Genomic DNA, 17,774 nt, shown 5'->3' with positions numbered 1-17,774 from the left:
GGACGCCCGCGCGCCGTCGCGGCGGACGGCGCCGCGGCGGCGCCCCAGCACCGATCGCTCGATCCACACGCGGTTCCATGGAATGGAGGCCCACCCGACATGAAAACTCCTCTGCAGGCCCGCCGGCCCCCCGGGCGATGGGCGCTCCTCTCGCTGCTCGCCGCCACCTGGTGGCTCGCCGCGCCCCCTGCAGCGGCGCAGGACCCGGCCGCCGCGAACGCCGGCGCGCCCCCGGAGCCTCCGCCGGCCGCGCAGGCCGCCCCGCCGGCCGGCGCGGCCCAGGAAGACGGCGCGCCCCAGGAAGACGGCGCGCCCCAGGCCGGCGCGCCCGCGGCGGACGGCGCCGGCGCCCCGCCCTCCGGCGCGGGCGGCGAAGCCCCGGAAGCCGGCCAGCGCGCCGATCGCAGCCCGGCGCGGCGCGACCGGCCGGGGGCGACCAGCAGCCGCGCCACCCCCTCGAAGAAGCGCCGCGGCGACATCAACCCGTGCATGACGCCCGATCCGGGCTGGGGCGTCTACGACCGGTGGTCCCGCGCGCCCTCGGTGGGGCAGATGATCATGCCCCACAAGGGCGGGGTCACGAAGCGCGGCGGCTTCGACGTCCTCATCCACTTCCACGGCCACGAGGCGCTCCGGAAAGAGTTCGTGAAGACGGCCGACGGCGCCGTCCTCGTCGGGATCGATCTCGGCATCGGCTCGGGCGCGTACTCGAGCGCGTTCTCGGCGCCCTACGTCTTCGAGAACCTGCTCGACAGCATCGAGCGCGCGGTGGCGAAGAAGACCGGCAAGAAGAAGGTCTACATCCGGAAGCTCGGCCTCTCGGCGTGGAGCGCGGGCTACGGCGCCGTCGAGCAGATCCTGCGCCAGCCGGCCGGCAAGCGGGTCGACGCGCTCGTGCTGCTCGACTCGCTGCACGCCGGGTACGCCGACGAGCACCAGCGCAAGCTCAAGGTCGCGCAGATCGAGCCGTTCATCGCGTTCGCGCGGCGCGCCGCGGCGGGCGAGGCGTTCATGTTCATGAGCCACTCCTCCATCCTGCCGCCCGGCTACGCGTCGACCGCGGAGACGGCGAACTTCATCGTGCAGCAGCTGCGGGGCAAGCCGCGCGGCTCCTCCCGCCGCGACGTGCTCGGCCTCGACATGATCCAGCGCTTCGACCGCGGCGACTTCCACGTCCGCGGGTACACCGGCGACGACAAGCCCGACCACTGCGCCCACCTCGGCCTGATGGCGGACGTCATGCGGGTCCACCTCAAGCCGCGGTGGAAGACGCCGCAAGGCCGGCGCTAGATGGGCGGCATCGGCGTCATCATCAACCCCCGCTCGCGCCAGAACCTGAGCGACCCCCGCGCGGCCGTCCGGCTCGCGCGCACGCTCGGCGACCACGGCGTCGTCCGCACCGCGCGCACCCGCGAGGACCTCGCCAGGATCGCGGAGGACTTCAGGAAGCTCTCCATCGACGTGCTCGGCATCTCGGGGGGCGACGGCACGAACCACGTCACCATCACGGGCTTCCTCGACGTCTACGAGGACGAGCCGCTGCCGCCGATCGCGTTCCTGCGCGGCGGGACGATGAACACCGTGGCCAACGCCGTCGGCGTCCCCCGCGGGCGGCCCGACGGCCTGCTCGCCGGGCTCATCGCGCGCTACACCGACCGCGGCCGGCACCCGCTGCGCTCGGTCGAGCGCCACGTGATGCGGATCGGCGCCCACTACGGCTTCATCTTCGGCACCGGCTGCGTCCACGGGTTCATCGCCGAGTACAACCGCAGCGAGGAGCGGAGCGCGATCTGGGCCGCGAAGGTCCTCGCCCGCGCGAGCGCCGCCGTGCTCCTCAAGACCGACACCCAGGTCGCCGCGCGCTGGGAGGGCCGCGTCCACTTCGACGACGGCTCGGCCTTCCCGGACCGCGACTACCTCGCCGTCGCCGCCGGCACCGTCGACCAGATCGGCCTCGGGTTCCGCCCGTTCCACCGCTACGACGAGCGCCCCGAGAGCTTCCACATGCTGGGCATCCACACCTCCGCGCTCGGCTTCGTGCGGAAGCTGCGCGACATCTGGCGAGCGCAGCCGATGGGCGAGGCGCACACGTTCGAGAAGATCGCGCAGCGCGCGGTGCTCGAGGCGCGCTCCGGTGTGGTCCGCTACGTGTGCGATGGGGACGTGCACGAGCACGTCGGCCCGCTCACGGTGCGCATCGGCCCGCGGGTAAAAATCCTCGTGGAGCACAAGACCGGCCACCGCCCTGTCGCCGTTCGGCGCACATCGCACGAGGTGTGCGCTCCCGGCGAGGGCGCGCGCCGCGCGGGCTGACCGAGCGCTCCTGCGGCGTGCGCGCGCTCGCTACGCGCGCACGGCCGCGCGAGACCATGGCTGTAGGAGACCGGCAAAGTTAGAATACCCTCGCTCCATGTCGCCGCGCTCAACCTCCGCGCCCGCACCCTCGACGGGATCGACGCTGCGGGCTGATGGCGTGAGCCGCCCCTCGTCGTCCGCGGCCTTCCCGCGCGGCAGCGCTCCCGACGCGGGCGACCCGGAGTCGCTCGATCCGGAGTCGCTCGATCCATCGCTCCTGTCGTCGCTCCGGCAGATCGGCGCGCCGTCGCCCGGGCCGGGGCGGTCGACGCGGCGCATCTACCGCGAGGGCGACGTGATCGGCGGCAAGTACCGGCTGCGCTACGTCCTCGGCGAAGGCGGCATGGGGATGGTGTGGCTCGCCCACAACGACGTGCTGAACATCGACGTCGCGCTCAAGTTCATCCGACGCGAGGTCACCTCGACCGAGGCGACGCTGCGCCTCCAGCAGGAGGCGCGCGCCGCGGCGCGCATCGATCACCCCTCGATCGTCCGGGTGCTCGACTTCGGAGAGTCCGACCACCGCGATCCGTACATCGTGATGGAGGTCCTCCGCGGCGAGCAGCTGGTCGAGGCGATCGAGCGCCGGAAGCGCTTCTCGCCCGCGGCCGCGCTCCGCATCCTGCTGCCGATCGCGAGCGCCCTCGCCGCGGCGCACGACCGCAGGATCGTCCACCGCGATCTCAAGCCCGAGAACATCTTCCTCGTGAAGAACGATCGCGGCGACGTCACCCCCAAGATCGTCGACTTCGGCATCGCCAAGGTGTGGAGCGAGACCGCGGGCGGCGACGTGACCAAGGCGGGCACGGTGCTCGGCAGCCCCGACTACATGTCGCCCGAGCAGGCCCGCGGCATCACCGACGTCGACGGGCAGACCGACGTCTGGGCGTTCTCGGTGGTGCTCTACGAGACGCTCACGGGGCAGCGGCCGTTCCTGGGCGGCAACTACCACGACCTCGTGGCCGCGATCCTCGTGAAGGATCCGGTGCCGATCACCGAGCTCGGCGTCGGCGACGCGGCGCTGTGGAGCATCATCGAGCGCGGGCTCGCGAAGGAGCGCGCCGGGCGGTGGCGGACGATGCGCGACATGGGCGTGGCGCTCGCGCGGTGGGCCACCGAGAACGGGGTCGAGGAGGACGTGACCGGGACGTCGCTCGCCGTGCACTGGCTGAGCGACGGCGGCCAGCGGCGCCTCTCGGAGCGGCCGGCCGCGCGCCCGCTGCGGAGCAGCCCGGACGTGGAGACGCTCGCGCGCGAGGAGCGCGAGGAGATCGCGCTGCCGCCCTCTGGCCGGCGGCGCTCCGCCGTCCTCGCGCTGGCGGCGGTCGCCGCCGTCGTCACGATCGGCCTCGCGCTCTTCGCCCTGAGCGGCGTGACCGCGCGCGACGGCGGCGCCGACCCGCCCCCGGCCGCGACGTCCGCCGCGCCGCGCGATCTGCCCTCGCCCGCCGCCGCCGCGCCGACGGTCGGGCCAAGCGCGGGGAGCCAGGCCCACCCCGCGCCGGCGCGCTCGGCCGGAGCGCCGGCGGCTTCCGGCGAGCCGCGCCGCGAGGCGACGGACGGCGGCGCCGTCCCCGCGGCGGCGCCCCGGAACGCGGGCGCCCGGCGGAGCGCCGCCCCGCGGACGACCTCGAAGACCCCTTCCGCCGCCCTGCCGGTCCCGGCTCGGCCGAACTTCTGAAGCCGGGATGCCGATGAACGTGAGGCCCGCTCGCGGAGCGCGACATCGCGAGCCCACGCTCGGCGCGCGATGGCCGCTGCTGCTCGCCCTCGCCGTGCTCACCGGCGCCTGCTCGCTGCTCGCGGACAGCGCCCTCTCCGACAAGCCGTCCGAGGGCGGCGCCGGCACGCCGGGCAGCACGTCGACCGGCGGCTGCGCGCCGGACTGCCCGGCGGACGCGTGCTGCGGCGGGACGTGCGTCGACCTGAGCCAGGACCCGGGGCACTGCGGCGCCTGCGGCGACGCCTGCGGCGCCGGCGAGTCGTGCTGCGGCGGCGCGTGCACGAGCGTGCTGAACGATCCGTCGAACTGCGGCGCCTGCGGCGCGGCGTGCCTGAACACGCTCTGCGTGGGCGGCCACTGCTCGTCCGAGTGCGTCTTCGGCTTCGACAACTGCGACGGGAACATCGTCACGAACGGCTGCGAGGTCGATCTCACGAGCGATCCCGAGCGCTGCGGCGGCTGCTCCCTCCGCTGCCCCTCGGGCGCGATCTGCGACGCGGGGCGGTGCGCCTGCGCGCCGCCGCTCCTCGACTGCGACGGCCTCTCCGACACGGGGTGCGAGACCGACGGCTCGTCGAACCCCGCGCACTGCGGCGCCTGCGGCGTCACCTGCGGGCCGAACATGGAGTGCCAGGCGGGCGTGTGCGGGTGCCAGGCGGGGTACGCCGACTGCAACCTGTCGCCCGACGACGGCTGCGAGGCCCCGCTCGGCACGACCGAGAGCTGCAAGGCCTGCGGCGACGCCTGCTCGGACGGCATGGCGTGCGACCCGGTCGGCGGCTGCGCCTGCACCAACGGGCTCCTCGACTGCGACGGGCTGCCGGGCTGCGAGTCGATCGTCACCGACCCGGCGACGTGCGGCGCCTGCGGCGTGCAGTGCCCGACGGACACGCCGCGCTGCGACGGCACGTCGTGCGTGGTCACCTGCGCCCCGGGCCTCACCGCGTGCGGCCTCTCGTGCGTCGACACGCAGACCAGCCCGCGCCACTGCGGCGCGTGCGGCGTCGTGGCGGGGCCTCACCAGCACTGCGAGGCCGGCGCGCTGGCCTGCGACGCGGGCTTCGCCGACTGCGACGCGAGCGCGCCGGGCTGCGAGTCCGACCTCGCCCGGAGCCCGCAGCACTGCGGCGCGTGCGGCAACGCCTGCAAGCCGGGCGCCGCGTGCGCCGCCGGCGTGTGCGCGTGCGGCGGGTTCACGCCGCACGACTGCGGCGCAGACTGCCGCGCCTGCTGCTCGGACGCGGACTGCTCGGACGGCGACGGCTGCACCACCGACGTGTGCGAGGCCGGCGGCACGGCGTGCCGGAGCACGGGCTGCGCCGCCGGAGAACAGTGCTGCAGCCTGGTCGCGTGCCGCCAGTGCTGCACCAGCGCCGACTGCAGCGGCAACGAGATCTGCTCCGGCGGGGCCTGCATCCCGCCCTGCGGCGCCGGCCTCGTGGCGTGCGACGGGGAGTGCGTGAGCCTGGGCTCGGTCGAGCACTGCGGCGCGTGCGGCAACGCCTGCCTGAGCGGCCGCGAGTGCCGCGACGGCGAGTGCACGCCGCCGCGGGTCGTCATGACGGCGGCCGGCGCGCCCGCGCCGCGCCAGATGGCCGCGGCGGCCTGGATCGGGGACGCGCTCTTCGTGTGGGGCGGCCGCACGGCGACCAGGGACGTGAACGACGGGGCGCTCTACAACCCGGCGCGCGACGCGTGGTCGCCGCTGGGCGTCGAGGGCGCGCCCTCGGCCCGCGTGCTCGCCGGCGCGGCGTGGACGGGCTCCCGGGTGCTCGTGTGGGGCGGCGGCGCGTTCGGGAGCACGGCGGGCCTGGCCACCGGCGGCGCGTACGACCCGGCGGCGCGGACCTGGCGCGCGATGAGCACCATGAACGCCCCCGCGGCGCGGCGGTCGCCGATCGCCGTGTGGACCGGCACGCGCCTCCTGATCTGGGGCGGCGCCGCGGGCGGCGGCCCGGTGGGCGGCGGCGCGCTCTACGACCCGGTCGCCGACGCGTGGTCGCCGGTGTCCAGCGTGGGCGCGGCCCCGGCGCGCGATGGCGTCGCGTGGGCGTGGTCGGGCGCGGAGCTCTACCTGTTCGGCGGGCGCGCCGGCGACGCGACCGCGAACGACGGGTACGCCTACAACCCCACGACGGACGCGTGGCGATCGCTGCCCAGCGCGGGCGCGCCGAGCCCGCGGGCCGACGCGTTCGCGGTCTGGCTGGGCAGCCGGCTGCTCGTCTGGGGCGGCCTGGACAAGAACGACCGCGATCTCGACGACGGCGCGCTCTACGACCCGGCGGCCGGCACGTGGGCCGCCGTCGACGACAAGGACAAGCTCTCGCGGCGCAGCCGCGGCGAGCGGCGCACCGGCTGGACCGGGTGGACCGGCACGCGCGCGCTCATCGCGGGCGGGCGGAGCGATGCGATGCCCAAAAAGGACGGGAAGCTGTACGATCCCGTGGCAGGGTGGGGCGCGAGCTTGGCGGTGGCGAACAAGCAGCACAGCTACGGCGTGGGGGTCTGGACGGGGACAGAGCTCATCCTGTGGTCCGGGTTCGACGGGTTCTCGCTGCTCGCCGACGGGGAGCGGTTCAGGCCGTGACGCCGCGACGGACGCGGGCCCTCGCGGGCCCCCTCGCGCTCCTCGTCGCCGCGGCGGGGCTCCTCGCGGCGCCCGCGCCCGCCGCGGCGCAGAGCGCGGCCGACGTCGCGGTCGCGCGCGAGATCTTCATCGAGGGCTCCGAGTTCGCCAAGCAGGGCCGCTGGGAGGAGGCGCGCGAGCGGTACGAGCGCTCGCTCGCGATCAAGCGCGCGCCGATCACGCTCTACAGCCTCGGGGTGGCGCAGCAGCAGACCGGCCAGCTCGTCGAGGCGCTGGAGAGCTTCCGCGCGTTCCTGGTCGAGCCGTCCGCGCCGGCGACGAAGGGGTACGAGAAGCTCGCGCGGCAGGCGGTGCAGGAGCTCGAGCGCCACGTCGCCGGGCTCGATCTGAGGCTCTCCCCGGACGACGTCGCGGGCGTGGTGGTGAAGATCGACGGCGTCGAGGTGCCCGCGGCGGCGCTCGATCGGCCTCGGCCGGTCAACCCGGGGAACCACGTGGTGACCGTGAGCGCGCCGGGCTACCGCGAGGCGCGGCGGAGCGTCGCCGCGGCGCCGGGGAGCCGCGTCGTCGTCATGCTGACCCTGGAGCGCGACGCCCCCACGCCGGGCGCGTCCACGCCGGGCGCGCCCACCCCGGGCGCCGCCGCCGGGCCGCGGGCGCCGGCCGCGAGGGCGCTGCCGGGCGGCGCGGCGCCCGACGCCGCGCCCGACGCGGCGACGGTCCGCGTCGTACCGATCGTGCTGCTCGCCGGCGGCCTGACCACCGTCGCGGCCGGCGTGGCGATCGGCCTGCTCGGCGTCGCGAGCGCGTCGGACGCGCCAACGCGGGACGGGGACGCGGCCGACGCCGCGCGGGCCCAGGCGCTCGCGGGCGACATCGTCGCGGGCGCCGGCCTCCTCGCGGCGGGCGCCGGCGTGCTCGTGCTGGTCCTCGACCGCGACCCCGCCGGCGCCCCGCAGAAGCAGGCCCCGCCGCGCGCCGCCGTCGGCCCGCTCCGCCTCACCGTGCGCTTCTGATCGGCCCGCGGGGGCCGGTCGCTACGCCGCCGGCATCTCGCTGCGGTCGAGGCTCACCACCACGAACGCGCCGTAGTTCAGCACCGTGAGCGAGTCCTCGTCGAGGATGAGCACGCGGACGCACTGGGGCGGGGAGGGAGCGAGCAGGTCGGCGTAGGGGTCGAACGGCGCCTCGTCCGTGGGCGGCAGCGCGGCGTGCAGGAACGCGTGGAGCCGCGCCCGATGGCCGAGGATGACGCTCGCGGCCGGCGGCTCCGCGCCGGCGGCCGCCGCGCTGCGGAAGAGCAGCCGGCGCGCCGCCGGGGACACGACCAGGATCGCCGCGTCGGTCACCTCGAGCTCGCTGCACGTGCACAGCTGCTCCACGCGATCGCCCACAGCGTCCTCCACCGTCTGGAACAGCCGCAGCCGCCGCCGCTGTCCCTCGGTGAGCCCCGGCTCCTCGAGGTAGGCCTCGAGGCTGCACCCGTGCGTGTTCCGTCCGCCCCCGTAGCTCATGCCGCCCCGTCGTGGCGCAGTCTGCTCGCCCGCCCTTGCCAGCCGGGTCGGACAGCCGCCACGCCTCCCCGCATGGACGTTCATGCACGGGATTAGCCAACGCCCCGCTGCGCCGCCGCGGCGCGCCAGAGCGAGGCGCGGTCGCCATGCTCTCCAGGCCGGGCGCAGCGGCGCGCACGCGCGCCCTCGCCCGCGCGGCGGGCGGCTACTGCGCTGCGGGCGGCGCGATCTTCGCCGTGAGCTCGACCTGGGCGACGCTGCGCTGGGCGGCTTGCTGGCCGCCGGCGCCGGGGCCGCTGGCGCCGGGGGGCACGAGCAGCGCCTGGAGCCGCTGCGAGGCGTCGGCCGTGCCCGGCGCGTAGCTCGACGGCGACCAGGTGAGCGTGCCCTTGCCGGCGGAGTCGAGCCGGTCGATGGTCAGCGTGACGTCGCCGTTCGGGCCCGGCAGCTTGAGGTCGGCGCCCTCCGCGTACTGGCGCGTGTCCACGCTGAACGAGACGACATCCCCCTCCACCTTCTCGATCTTGAAGACCCGGTAGCGCAGCACCGGCAGCTGCGCGCCCGACACCACGGCGCGGTCGGTGACCATCCAGTAGGCCCCCGCGCCGACGGGCTTGTCCGGCAGGGGCGGCGTGAGGAGCGTGATCGCCTCCCCGAGGGCGGCGAGCAGCGGCTGGAGCCCGGGGTCGGCGTCCTTGGCGAGCTCGGGCTTTTGGTTGCTGACCACGTTCGCCGGCGAGAGATCGTAGCGCAGCGCGCTCCCCTTCAGCTTCGCCAGCGCGTCGGCGAGCTCCTTCGGCGGGCCGCCGATGGACATGGACGCGAGCGTGGCCGACGTGATCTTCGCGGTCACCTTCGTCGGTGCCGCGGGCGCGGGCGCGCCCTCCTTGGGCTTGTCCGCCGGCTTGTCGGCCTTGAGGCTCAGGCCGAGCTCGAGGTTCGGCAACCCCTGCGGCCCGCCCATGCGCAGCCCGAGCGTCATGGCGACCTTCTGCTCGGATTTCGGATCGACCTTCGCGGCGAGCTGGGCGCGCGGCTCGCTGCCGGCGTCGATGACCTCGATCGTGTAGGGCACGTCCTTCGGGAGCACGGCGGCGGCCGCCTGCGGCGAGAACACGCCGTTCTCCGGCGGGCCGTCCTTCGCGCCGCCCGGCGCCGGCCGGCTCTCGGGGCCGCCCGACTTCGCCGCCTCCGCGAGCTCCGCGCCGAGCTTGCCGCCGACGACCGGGAGCGCCGGGCCGGCGTCGAGCGCGCCCGCGTCGGCGGCGGCCTGCGCCTTGCTCTTGTCCCCGTCGCAGCCCGCGAGCCCCGAGAGGGCGACCGCCGCGAGCATCGAAGCCATAACCCCGCGCCACCGAGTGTGCATGACGGCGGGGTGTAGCCAAAACCCGCGCCGCGTTCCAGCGCGCTCTTGCGCCGGCCGGGGAGCCGCGGCGGCGGTCAGGCCCGCCGCGCGGCCTTGAGCCCGCCGATGTGCTCCAGGAGCTCGAGGGGCCGGAACGGCTTCGCGTAGTAGGCGGTCGCGCCGAGCGCCTCGGCGCGGACGCGCGCCTCGCGGTCGTCGAGGGCGCTGATCACGACGATCGGCAGGCTGGCCGTCGCCGGGTCCGCGCGGAGGCGCGCGCAGACCTCGAAGCCGTCCATGCTGCCGGGGAGCATCAGATCGAGCAGGAGGACATCGAAGGGCTCGGTCAAGGCGCGCTCCACCGCCTCGGGGCCGGTGCCGACGCCGATGACCTCATGGCCGCTCGCGCCGACCAGCGCCTCGATCATGCGCCGGATCGCGTCCTGATCTTCACAGAGAAGGATACGCATGGTCGCGAGCTGACGGAGCCTCGCACCGGCGCCGTCGCGCGGTCAAGCGGGAACGCGCCCGCCCCGTCCGCTCGCTGCCGGGTTGGCTGCCCCCGGGCGCCGCTCCCCGGCGTCCGCCGCGCGGCCGTCCAGCCCCGCGCGGCGGCCACCCCTTCCGGGGATCGCACGCTAGGCGCGGAGAGGGCGATCGCGGAGGCGCGCGGCGCTCGCCGGCGGGCGCAGCGCGAGCTCGATGCCCACGCGCGCCCCGCCGCCCTCGCGGCGCTCGGCGAACGCGCGACCCCCGTGCGCCTCGGCGACGCGCTTGCACAGCGCGAGGCCCAGGCCGAGCGAGCCGCGCTCGGCGCCGCTCTCCCCGCCCTGCGCCCGCTCGCGCCGGAAGAACGGCTCGAAGATGCGCGTCTCCTCCCCGTCCGCGAACCCGGGCCCGCGATCCTCGACCTCGAAGACGACGCGGCTCGGACCGCCGGGGCGGACGCGCAGCCGCTCGGCCCCGCCCGCGTGCGCGCGCGCGTTCTCGAGCAGGTTGGCGAGCGCGCGCGCCAGCAGCGTCGCGTCCGCCTCGAACGGCGGCGTCCCCTCGGCGACCTCCAGCAGCGTCGGGTCGAGCCCGGCGCGCTCCAGCGCGCGGATCGCGGCCTCGGCCGGGTCGAGGCGCGTCAAGGTGAGCGCCGCGAAGTCGATGCGCGAGCTCGCCAGGAGGTCGCCGACGAGGGCGTCGATCTCCATGACCTCGCGATCGAGGTCGTCGAACACGGGCGCGCTCGGCCCGCCGTCCCCGCGGGCCATCTCGGTGAGCAGGCGGATCCGGGCGAGCGGCGTGCGGAGCTCGTGCGACACGGCGGCGAGGAGCTCTCGCTGGTCGGCGATCTGGCGCTCGATGCGCGCGGCCATGTCGTTGACCGCCTCGGCGACCACGCCGACCTCGCCGTGGCCGTGGCCGTGGCGGTCGAGCCGGACCCGGCTCGACAGCTTGCCGGCGCCGATCTCGTGGGCGACGTGGGCCAGATCGACGAGCGGGCGGGCGAGGCGGCGCGAGATGAGGCCCGAGGCCGCCCACAGGACGGCGGCCACGGCGAGCAGCGGCAGGGCGAGGCGGAGCGACGCGCCGGACCGGCCGCGCCCGGGGCAGAGGAGCACGGTGCCGAGCGAGCCGCCGTCGCCGGGGACCGGCGCGACCAGGGCCTGCGCCCGACAAGGCTGGCCGTACCGCGCGAGCCGCCGCCCCTTCGCGTCGAGGAGCTCCAGGTCGGTGTCGAAATCCTCCGCGATCACGCGGGCGAGGGCGTCGCGGGCCACGGGATCGCCCCAGACCCGCTGGAACTGGTGGCCCACGAAGGACTGGGCGCGGGCGTGCTCGTGCCGCCAGCCGGAGTTGCCGACGCGGTCGATGGCGCCGACCGTCGCGATCGCCGCGAACGCGGTGAGCAGGATGGTCGCGCCGAACCACATGAAGATCCGGCGGTGCAGCCGGGCGCTGAGGAAGCGGCCGATCGAGACCTTCCGCCCGTTCTCGAAGAGCCAGGAGCGGCAGCGCATCACGCGCGGTCCTTGGCGAGCACGTAGCCGACCCCGCGCACGGTCTTGATGAGCTTCGGCGACCGCGGGTCGTCGGCGAGCTTCTGCCGCAGGTGCGAGATGTGCACGTCGACGGTCCGCCCGCCGACGTTGACGTCGCCGCGGCCGGCCTCCTCGAGGAGCGCCTCGCGGGCGACGACGCGGCCGGCGCGCCGCGCGAGGGCGACGAGGATGTCGAACTCGATGCCGGTGAGCTCCGCGGGCTTGCCCGCGACGGTGACCACGCGGCCGGGCACGTCGATGGCGATGTCGCCGGCCACGATCCGCTCGCCGGCGGCGTCGGGCGTGGCGCGCCGGAGCACGGCGCGGAGGCGCGCGAGCAGCTCGCGCGGGCTGAACGGCTTGGCGATGTAGTCGTCGGCGCCGATCTCGAGGCCGACCACGCGATCGGCCTCGTCGCCGCGGGCGGTGAGCATGAGGATCGGCATCGAGCTCTTCTGCCGGATGCGGCGCACGACCTCGATGCCGTCCATGCCGGGCATCATCACGTCGAGCAGGACGGCGTCGAAGGTGCCCGCGGCGAGCGCCGCGAGGCCGCGCGCGCCGTCGCTCGCGACCGTGACCGTGAAGCCGTTCTGCTCGAGGTAGCTCGCGAGCAGGGCGTGGAGCCTTGAGTCGTCGTCGATGAGCAGGAGCCGCAGCGCCATGGAGGGACCCGAAGGGAAGGGGCGGCAGCGCGCGGCCGCCGCCTCTTTTGTGTATAGCTCAGCGGCCGGGGGCGGTGTCGGCCTCCGGCGCCGCGGGGCGCGCGGGCGCGGCGCTCCGCCACGAGGAGCGCTCGGCCTCCCGCGCGGCGTCCACGCAGAGGGAGGCGACGTGGCGCTGGAAGGCGTCGCGGCGGGCCTCGGCCCGGCAGCGCAGCGCCGAGAAGCCGGAGGCGTAACCGAAGACGGTGCCGAGGACGAGCAGCGTGATCGTGATCTGGCGTCGCATCATGGTCTTCGTCGCCTCCTTCACGCCCACCCGCCGTGCGTCCTGTAGGGATCGGCGCGGTGGCCGCGCCACCCGGCCCTGCCGGACCACAGATCGCGGAACGCGGCCGGCCCGATCTCGATGAGATCCGCGAGCTGCTCGCGCTGGCGGTCCTCGAGCACGGCGTGGACCTTGCCGAGCGCGCCGACCGCGGCCTTGCGCAGCGACTCGATGGCGGTGTCGTGCCGCGCGAAGAGCTCGCCGAGGCGCGTCTCGTCGAAGCTCGGGCTCCGCATGGCGGCCGCGACGTCCGCGCGCGTGCCGCGGATCTCGCCCCGGTGCGCGTCCGCGGCGGCGCGGAGCTCGTCGACGGCCGCGACGATGGCCTTCTCCTGCGACGGCGTGGTGCCGAGCCGGTCGAAGAGGAACGACAGGAAGAAGCGACGGCGGAAGCCGAAGCCGCCGAAGCCGCGCCGGCCGAAGGGGCGCGGCCCCGCGCCCCAGTGCCCGCCGCAATCGTACCGGCCGGCGCGCTTCAGGGTCACGATCAGGCCGATCAGGCAGGCCGTTCCAACGATGAATCCAAACATGATGAGCACCCTCCGTGAGCGTCTCCGCTGTCGATCCGTGCACGGGGCATGTCCGCGCGGCGCCCGGCTCGTCCGGACGCGCGGCCCCGGTCGCAGGAGACCGGAGCCGCGCTCGCGCGGCCCCGGGCTGCGAGGCTGGAGCCGCAGACGCGCGGCCCCGAACCACGACGAAGCTGCGCAGGGCGTGTGAAGGATGTGCAGGAGCGCGCGTGAAGAAAGATGAAGGCGGCCGCGCGCGGCGCGGCGATGTGTGCTGGGCGATACGGCGCAGCGCGCTGCGGTGAGGCGGCGCGCTGCGCTGCGGTGAGGCGGCGCGCTGCGGTGAGGCGGCGCGCTGCGCTGCGGTGAGGCGGCGCGCTGCGCTGCGGTGAGGCGGCGCGCTGCGGTGAGGCGGCGCGCTGCGGTGAGGCGGCCCTACCTCGCCGGCTCCACCTCGCCGAGGTCGTCCAGGTCGTCCACCTCGGCCTTGGCCTTCTCGTCGCTCGAGACCGCCCACGGATTCGTGCGCTCGCTGTCGACAGCAGCGCCGTCGCCCTCGTCGGCGTCCTCCGCTTCGAGATCGTCGAGCGACTCGACCCCGGCCGGCGAGGCGCCCGGCGCCGGCGGCGTCGACGCGCGCGGCGCGGGAGGCGCGGGCGGCGTCGACGCGCGCGGCGCAGGCGGCGTCGACGGGCGCAGCGCGGGCGGCGCGGGCGGCGTCGACGCGCGCGCCGACGAGACGCCGGGGTCGCTCGGGAGCCGGCTGCGCGGCGGCTCGGCCACCTGCGACGAGACGGACGCCGCCGCGGCGCCGCCGGCCGACGGCGGCCGCGTCACGATCGCGCTCGGCGGCGTCGGCGTGATGCCCCCGGCCGGCCTCGAGCCCGCAGGAGCGCCGGCCGGCGGGCTGCTCACCGAGGGCGGGAGCCCCGCCGGCGGCGAGCTCGCCGCCCCGGAGGAGGCCCCGCCTGGCGCGGCGCCCGCGGCGGGCTTGCCGGCCTGGCCGGGATCCGGCGCGCCGCCGGGCGACACCGAGGCAGGCGCCGCCGGCGAAGAGGCGGGCGCGTTGCCGGACGACGCGGGCGCGGACGCCGCCGGCGCCGAGCCGGGCACGCCGGCCGGCGACACCGCCGCGGACGCCGTCGGCTTCGACGCGGGCGCGCCGCCGGGCGAGACCGGCGCCGACGCCGCCGGGGTCGACGCCGGTGCGCCGGCGACCGGCGCGGGCGCGCCGCCGGGCGGCGCGGGCGCGGCGCTGCGGCCCGACGACAGCTCGGCCGGCGCCGCCTTCGGCGCGTCCGCCTTCGGCGTGGCGGCGCGCGCCGCGTCGAAGCGCATCGCCTTCTGCGCGAGCTGCACCACGGGGAGGATCTCGCGCGGCGGGATGTTCGCGGCGATCACGTCCGGCCCGGCGATCGCGAGCTCGCCGTCGGCGTGGAACGGCACGCCCGGGCGCTCGCGCTCCTGCTTGAGCCGCGCGTTGTCGATGGCGACGCGGACCTCGAGCGGGATCCGGGTCTGCCACAGCCGGCCGTCGATCGCCGTGCGCACGTCCCACGGCGTGAGGATCGGCGTCCTGCCGATGCCCTCGAACGGGCTCCGGTCCGCGAGCAGCGCCTTGAGCAGCCAGGCGACGATCTCCTGGTGCTGCGGCGTGTCCTGATCCCACGGCATCGACTCGCGGAAGAACTGCCAGTAGCCGCCGGCCGGGCCGTACACGGCGAGATCGCGCGGATCGAACGCGGCCTCGAACGCGCGCGGGGTGATGTCGCCCTCGTCGATGACGGAGTCGATGAGCGCGCCCTGGAAGTCCGGCGTCTTGCGCCGGGCGGCCCGCGGCGACAGGCCCGTGAGGGAGGTCGTGATCTGCTGGCGAACGTCGCTCCGCTCGCGGAACCAGCCCATCCGCTCGACCGCGCCGAACCGCTCGCGCAGCTTGACCGGCGTCCACCACGGCAGATCGAGCTCGCGCAGCCGCGCGATCAGCTCCGCCACGAGCTGCAGCGCAGGCTCGCTCGCGAGGTGCACGCGCGCCTCTCTCCTCAGCGTCTCGTCGTCCTTGCTATCGGGATCCCGGTGCTGCAGCGATCGCTCCGCCATCGTTCCTCCGTGTTCCCCCGGCCGCTCCGCTGAATACCAGAACCGGATCCGCGCCGGCAGCCCGCGCGCGGCGGTGGAGCGCGCGCGAGCCCGGCGGGAACCGAGCCTCGACGCGCGCGGCGCGCGTCTCCCGCGGACCGCCAGGATGTCGTTCTGCAACGACGCGCGAACGCGGGCGCGGGGCGTCGCGCGCCGATCGAGCGCGGCACGCGGCGCGTCACCGCGCGGCGCGTCGTGTCGGCGTCGAGGAGGAAGCGCCGGAGCCGAGGAGAGCGCGCCGGGCGCCTCGCCACGCTCGGCCGGCCTCGACGAGCTGCGCGGCGGGCCGCGGCCGACCTTCGAAGGCGCCCCCTCCGCGTGGCCGCGGCCAGCGCCCGGGATCACCCGGCCGCGGCGCGCGCCGCCTTGGATCTCGGCGCCGGGTCGATCCGGGCTTAGGCTCTCGCGGCCATGCAGGAGAACGCGGGAGAGGCGGCGCGCGAGCGCGCAGCGCGAGGGCTCGATCGGCTGGACCGCCCCGGGCGCGGGCTCTCGCCCTGGGCGCGCCGCGTCGCGTGGGCCGCCGCGGAGGCGATGCTCTGCGACGAGGACGAGCGCGGCGAGCTCGCCCCGCCGGGCGCCGAGGTGTGCGAGCGCGCGGTCGCGGCGCTGGATCTCTCGCTGGGGCAGGCCAGCCCCGAGACCCGGCGCGGCTTCGCGCTGCTGGCCGCCTGCCTCGAGCTGCTGCCGCCCTTCGTCATCGGCGCCTTCAGCCGGATGAGCCGGCTCCCGCTGGGCCGGCGGCTCGCCTACCTCGAGGCGCTGGAGTCGAGCCGCTCCGGGCTCCTCGCGATGCTGCTCGTCGCCTTCAAAGTGCCGATGTGCATCCCCGCCTTCGAGGAGGGCGCGGAGCTCGCGCTGACGGGCCTCGATCGCGAGAGCACCGCGGCGCGGCGCCGCCTGCCCGCGCTCCGCCCGGCCGCGGGCGCTCCCGCCGCGCCCCGCGCCGACGCGGGCGAGGCTCCGCGCGCGGCGCCCGCCGCACGGGGCGACGCGTGAGCGGCGCCATCGCGTCGGGCGAGCCGATCGTCCGCGGGCGCGATCTGCCGGCGGGGTTCGACGAGGCGTGCGACGTCGCCGTGGTCGGCTCGGGCGCCGGCGGCGCGGTCGTGGCGGCGCTGCTCGCCGAGGCGGGGCGCCGCGTGATCGTGCTCGAGGAGGGCCCCTATTACCGCCCCGACGACTACCAGCGCTGGAAGCCCAGCGAGTCGCTGCGGCGGCTGTTCCGCGAGGGCGGCATGGTCACGGCGTTCGGCGTGGGCGAGACGCCGATCATCTCCCTCACGCTCGGGCGCGCGGTCGGCGGCTCGTCGGTGGTGACCGGCGGGGTCTGCTTCCGCATCCCGGGCAGCGTCCACGCGCGGTGGGTGCGCGACCTCGGCCTCGACGAGCTCTCGGAGCGGGCGCTCGAGGCGGCGTACGAGAGCGTCGAGGAGCGGCTCCACGTCCGCGAGGTGCCGGAGGCGATGCGCTCCGCGTCGACGGCGCGGTTCGTCGAGGGGGCGCGGCGGCTCGGCATCCCGATGCGCCCGCTCCGCCGCAACACCGGCGACGCGTGCGAGGGGAACGGCCGGTGCAACTTCACCTGCCCCGCCGGGGCGAAGCGCTCGGTCGACGTCGCCTACCTGCCGTCGGCCACGGCGCGCGGCGCGCGCGTCGTCGCCGACGCGCTGGTCGAGCGGATCACCGTGCGGCGCGGGCGCGCCGCCGGCGTCGAGGGGACGCTGCTCGGCGGCGAGCCCGGCGCCCCGCCGCGCCGCTTCCGCGTGCGCGCCAAGGTCGTGGTCGCCGCGTGCGGCACGCTGCACACGCCGCTGCTCCTCCGCACGGCGGGCGCCTTCAGGGCGAGCGGCGCGCTCGGCAACGACGTGACGCTGCACCCCGCGGTGCGCGTGGTCGCGCGGTTCGACGACGCGCTGAACGGCTGGGACGGCGCGCTCCAGAGCGTCTACTCCGACCACTTCGACGCCGAGGGGATCAAGCTCGTCGGCGTCTACTCGGCGGTCAACGTGCTCGCGGCCGGGCTCCCGGGCGTCGGGCCCGCGCTGCGGCGGCGGGTCCGCGCGCTGCCGCGCTGCGCGGTCTTCGGCGCGATGATCCACGACGAGGGCGGCGGCCGCGTCCGCCCCGGCCCCGGCCGCGAGCCGCTCGTCTCCTACGCGATGGCGCCGCGGGATCTCGCGCGGCTGCGCCGCTCGATCACCCTCCTCAGCGAGATGGCGATCGCCGCCGGCGCGCGCGAGGTCTACACCGCGATGATCGGCGCCCCGCCGATCACGTCGATGGACGCCGCGCTCGCGGCCGAGCGCGCGCCCATCGACGCGCGCCGCATCGAGTGCATGGCGTTCCACCCGCTCGGGAGCGCGCGCGTCGCGAACGATCCGCGGCGCGGGATCGTCGATCAGAGCGGCGAGTGCTTCGAGCTGCCGGGGCTCTTCGTGGCCGACGGCTCCATCCTCCCCACGAGCATCGGCGTGAACTCGCAGGTGCCGATCATGGCGATGGCGACGCGCATCGCGTGGCGGATGGCCGAGCGGTTCCCGCGGCTCGCGGCGGAGGGCCCCGCGTAGGGGCGAGGGGGC

At 76.3% G+C, this 17,774-nt stretch carries 15 protein-coding genes; 7 read left to right on the top strand and 8 right to left on the bottom strand.

The annotated features are described in order from the left end of the window. Positions 1–99: 99 nt before the first annotated feature. The 5 genes from WMF20_RS11840 (at position 100) to WMF20_RS11820 (ending at position 7,681) form a co-directional block, all read left to right on the top strand. Positions 100–1,290 (top strand): hypothetical protein, encoded by a 1,191-nt coding sequence (locus WMF20_RS11840; protein ID WP_437613304.1) that lies wholly within the window; start codon positions 100–102, stop codon positions 1,288–1,290. Next, on the top strand, positions 1,291–2,313 hold the full coding sequence (locus tag WMF20_RS11835; protein WP_437613302.1) for a diacylglycerol/lipid kinase family protein: 1,023 nt from the start codon (positions 1,291–1,293) through the stop codon (positions 2,311–2,313). A gap of 160 nt (positions 2,314–2,473) precedes the next feature. Next, positions 2,474–4,036, top strand: coding sequence for a protein kinase domain-containing protein (locus WMF20_RS11830; RefSeq protein WP_437613300.1), 1,563 nt, complete (start codon positions 2,474–2,476; stop codon positions 4,034–4,036). Positions 4,037–4,049: 13 nt separating this feature from the next. After that, positions 4,050–6,665 (top strand): Kelch repeat-containing protein, encoded by a 2,616-nt coding sequence (locus WMF20_RS11825; RefSeq protein WP_437613298.1) that lies wholly within the window; start codon positions 4,050–4,052, stop codon positions 6,663–6,665. Next, positions 6,662–7,681: a PEGA domain-containing protein gene (locus WMF20_RS11820; RefSeq protein ID WP_272828267.1), complete on the top strand. Its 1,020-nt coding sequence runs from the start codon at positions 6,662–6,664 to the stop codon at positions 7,679–7,681. The genes WMF20_RS11825 and WMF20_RS11820 overlap by 4 nt, the downstream gene beginning before the upstream one ends. A gap of 21 nt (positions 7,682–7,702) precedes the next feature. On the opposite strand, the gene WMF20_RS11815 is transcribed toward WMF20_RS11820, so the two are convergent. The 8 genes from WMF20_RS11815 to WMF20_RS11780 all read right to left on the bottom strand — a co-directional run bounded on the left by WMF20_RS11815 (position 7,703) and on the right by WMF20_RS11780 (position 15,153). Then, positions 7,703–8,179 carry a hypothetical protein gene (locus tag WMF20_RS11815; RefSeq protein WP_437613296.1) on the bottom strand — a complete coding sequence of 159 codons (477 nt, stop codon included), beginning with the start codon at positions 8,177–8,179 and terminating at the stop codon, positions 7,703–7,705. 205 nt (positions 8,180–8,384) lie between these two features. Continuing rightward, positions 8,385–9,521, bottom strand: a complete 1,137-nt coding sequence (locus WMF20_RS11810) for a hypothetical protein (RefSeq protein WP_437613294.1) — start codon at positions 9,519–9,521, stop codon at positions 8,385–8,387. 98 nt (positions 9,522–9,619) lie between these two features. Then, complete coding sequence (locus WMF20_RS11805; protein ID WP_129574443.1) at positions 9,620–9,994, bottom strand: response regulator; 375 nt, start codon at positions 9,992–9,994, stop codon at positions 9,620–9,622. A gap of 168 nt (positions 9,995–10,162) precedes the next feature. Further along, complete coding sequence (locus tag WMF20_RS11800; RefSeq protein ID WP_129581317.1) at positions 10,163–11,533, bottom strand: sensor histidine kinase; 1,371 nt, start codon at positions 11,531–11,533, stop codon at positions 10,163–10,165. Beyond that, positions 11,533–12,219, bottom strand: coding sequence for a response regulator transcription factor (locus WMF20_RS11795; protein WP_129574442.1), 687 nt, complete (start codon positions 12,217–12,219; stop codon positions 11,533–11,535). Before WMF20_RS11795 ends, WMF20_RS11800 begins: the two co-directional genes overlap by 1 nt. 58 nt (positions 12,220–12,277) lie before the next feature. Next, positions 12,278–12,508, bottom strand: coding sequence for a hypothetical protein (locus WMF20_RS11790; RefSeq protein ID WP_437613290.1), 231 nt, complete (start codon positions 12,506–12,508; stop codon positions 12,278–12,280). Between the two features lie 17 nt (positions 12,509–12,525). Then, positions 12,526–13,074 (bottom strand): Spy/CpxP family protein refolding chaperone, encoded by a 549-nt coding sequence (locus WMF20_RS11785; protein WP_129574440.1) that lies wholly within the window; start codon positions 13,072–13,074, stop codon positions 12,526–12,528. Positions 13,075–13,488: 414 nt separating this feature from the next. After that, positions 13,489–15,153, bottom strand: coding sequence for a hypothetical protein (locus WMF20_RS11780; RefSeq protein ID WP_437613288.1), 1,665 nt, complete (start codon positions 15,151–15,153; stop codon positions 13,489–13,491). 450 nt (positions 15,154–15,603) lie between these two features. Here WMF20_RS11780 and WMF20_RS11775 point away from each other — a divergent pair, with 450 nt between their 5' ends. Together WMF20_RS11775 and WMF20_RS11770 are read left to right on the top strand one after the other, a co-directional pair. After that, on the top strand, positions 15,604–16,191 hold the full coding sequence (locus WMF20_RS11775; RefSeq protein WP_129574438.1) for a hypothetical protein: 588 nt from the start codon (positions 15,604–15,606) through the stop codon (positions 16,189–16,191). Then, on the top strand, positions 16,188–17,762 hold the full coding sequence (locus WMF20_RS11770; protein WP_129574437.1) for a GMC family oxidoreductase: 1,575 nt from the start codon (positions 16,188–16,190) through the stop codon (positions 17,760–17,762). The genes WMF20_RS11775 and WMF20_RS11770 overlap by 4 nt, the downstream gene beginning before the upstream one ends. Positions 17,763–17,774 lie beyond the last annotated feature (12 nt).

This window comes from Sorangium sp. So ce834 (genome assembly GCF_051521425.1).
Lineage (GTDB): Bacteria > Myxococcota_A > Polyangia > Polyangiales > Polyangiaceae > Sorangium > Sorangium cellulosum_D.
The sequence above is the reverse complement of the archived record's forward strand: the minus strand, read 5'-3'. Positions and strand labels throughout refer to the sequence as shown.